Genomic DNA, 2,751 nt, shown 5'->3' on the forward strand with positions numbered 1-2,751 from the left:
GCTGGGAGATGATCGAAACCCATGGCAGCGGGACGGATGACGCGGGTCATGATGATACGGGTCATCATGACGCGGGCACGGAGAGCTATGACCGAGCGTCACCCGATGGTCGCGTCTATGTGATCTTCACATCGGGATCAACCGGTCGGCCCAAGGGCGTGGCGATTCGCCACAGTGCGCTGACAAACCTCCTGTGCTCCATGGCGCGTACCCCGGGCTTCACCGAGCATGACCGGCTCTTGGCCGTGACCACGGTCTGTTTTGACATCGCCTATCTTGAGCTCCTGCTGCCGCTGGTGACCGGTGGGCAGGTCGAGGTGGCGCCGGCCGATGTCGCCGGTGACGGGTTCGGGCTGCGGAGCCGGCTCGAGGGGAGCCGGCTCGAGGGGAGCCGGACCGAGCGGAGCCGGCCGACGGTGATGCAGGCCACCCCGGCCACCTGGCGAATGCTGATCGCCGCAGGCTGGGACGGTGATCGTGGCCTGACCGTCCTGTGCGGAGGCGAACCGCTACCCCGGGACCTCGCCGACGGCCTGCTCGCGCGCGCCGGGAAGGTATGGAACCTCTACGGGCCGACCGAGACGACAATCTGGTCCTCGGTCGACCTCGTCGAGCCGACGCGGTTCGTGGCGGATTCGGGGTCCGGACACCGGCCCGGGACCTTCGGGCAGGTCACGGTCGGGCAGGTCACGATTGGGCGACCGATCGCCAACACCCGGTTCTACGTTCTCGACCGGTGGATGCAACCGGTGCCGCCTGGAGTACCCGGCGAGCTCTACATCGGTGGCGACGGCGTGGCCGCGGGTTACCTCGGCGAACCGGAGGTGACGCGGGCCAGGTTCATTCCCGATCCGTTCAGACCGGACGACAGCGCCGTCATGTACCGGACCGGTGATGTCGTGCGCCACCTGCCCGACGGCCGGCTCGACTATCGCCACAGGGTCGACAACCAGGTCAAACTGCATGGATATCGCATTGAGCTCGAAGAGATCGAAGTCGCGCTGCGTCGACACGATGCCATCACCGAAGCCGTGGTGTGCCTGCGCGAGGACACACCCGGCAACCGCATGCTGGTCGCCTACCTCGTCCCGGCCGGAAACGGCAGCGACGTGCTATCCGCCGACCTTCGACGCTACCTGCGGGCGCTGCTACCCCCCTATATGGTCCCAGCCGTGTTCCTGACCGTCACCAGTCTGCCGCTGACGGCAAACGGAAAGGTCGATCGCCGGTCCCTGCCCCGGCCGGCCGAGGCAGCTGCGGTCGGGAATGCTGGTTCGGCTACGCCCCGCACCGAGGTCGAGGCGACAATTGCCGGCATCTGGCGGAGCGTTCTCGGGGTACCGGAGGTCGGAATCGACGAGAACTTCTTCGACGCCGGTGGTAATTCACTGCTGCTCATGGAGATTCTGATACGGCTGCGGGCCGAGCTGTCCGAGTCGCTCACCCGCGTCGACATGTTCGCCTACCCGACGGTGCGGCAACTGGCGTCGTACCTGTCCGCATCCGCATCCGCTACCCGATCGGCCGCACCGGATCGACCCGGGCGGCTGGATCGATCCGTACTCGCCGAGCGCAGGCAGCAGCGCGGTGAACTGAGGTCCCGGCGGCCGCCCGGCACCTGAAGGCTCGCACGGTGGCGAAAAGACCCTGTTCACATACCCGCTGGCCCATGAGGAAGGTGTGGAATGGTCCGCTGCACGGTCTGCTTGCTCAACGCCGGCCATCCTGGCGTGTCACTCGACGATGCCGGTGTGTGCAACCTGTGCCGCCTGGATGTCGCGGTCGAGTTGTTCGAGAATTTCACCTACGTGTCAAAAGTCTACGAGGAGTTCACGAACAGCGGGCCGAACCAGCAGGGTGACCATGACTGCCTCCTGATGTACAGCGGTGGTAAGGACAGCACCTACATGCTGGACAAGTTCGTGAACGAGCACCGCAAGCGGGTGCTCTCCTACACCTTTGACGTGCCTTTCGAGAGTACCCACGCGGCCGCGAACATCGCCCTTGCCCGGGAGCGGATCCCGGCCACCTTCGTCATCGAGCAGGACGAACGGATAAAGGACATGATGCGGGAGGTCTTCAATCGGCCGGAGCCGGCGAAGCCGGGTAATTATCTGGACGAGAAACTTCCCTGCGTCTCGTGCCGGTCGTTCTTTGTCATCCGGGCGATTCTGTACGCGTGGCGGCACAAGATTCCGTACATCATTCTGTGTGCGGATCCGCAGCAGATACTCACGATGGAGTCGAACGTCCGGAAGATCGTGAAGAGCTTCTACCAGACCTTCGGTCGGACCGGGGCAGCTGAATACTTTCAGGGTGAGCTGGAGCCGCTGTTGTTCGCCCAGGAGAGCGAGCTGCCGAAGATCGTATTTCCGTTCGTCGCCATGCGAGACGAGTACGACCCCGACCGGATCGTCGCGGAACTCAAGGAGAAGGACCTCTATCGGTCCTCGCCGTTCGAGACCCACTGCACGCTCTTTCCGCTCCTCAACTACTACTCGTTCAAGAACTGGGACTGCATGTTCTACAAACTGAACGCGTCGAGTTACGTGCGGGCGGTCAGCCGGAACAAGGACTACGACCGGTCCACTTACAGCGTAAGATTCCCCCGGTCGGTCGACATCGCGGAGCTTGAGGATCGGCTGCGCTCCATCGTGTTCGAGATCGCCGCGGGCGATGGCAACCGGCCCACTCAGGAGGAAGCGCTCATCGATCTGTTCGGGCAGTTGGGTGCCACGCAGGATGCCGCGC

2 protein-coding genes are annotated in these 2,751 nt (G+C 64.2%); both read left to right on the top strand.

The window, feature by feature from the left end; translation table 11 throughout:
- A partial coding sequence (locus tag U9980_RS27460) for a non-ribosomal peptide synthetase (RefSeq protein ID WP_322770584.1) occupies window positions 1-1,622 on the top strand: 1,622 nt, incomplete at its 5' end.
- Between the two features lie 63 nt (window positions 1,623-1,685).
- Window positions 1,686-2,751: OzmP (locus U9980_RS27465; RefSeq protein WP_322770585.1), on the top strand; the 1,066-nt coding region annotated here is incomplete at its 3' end.

The organism is Protofrankia sp. Cr1 (assembly GCF_963555865.1).
Lineage (GTDB): Bacteria > Actinomycetota > Actinomycetes > Frankiales > Frankiaceae > Protofrankia.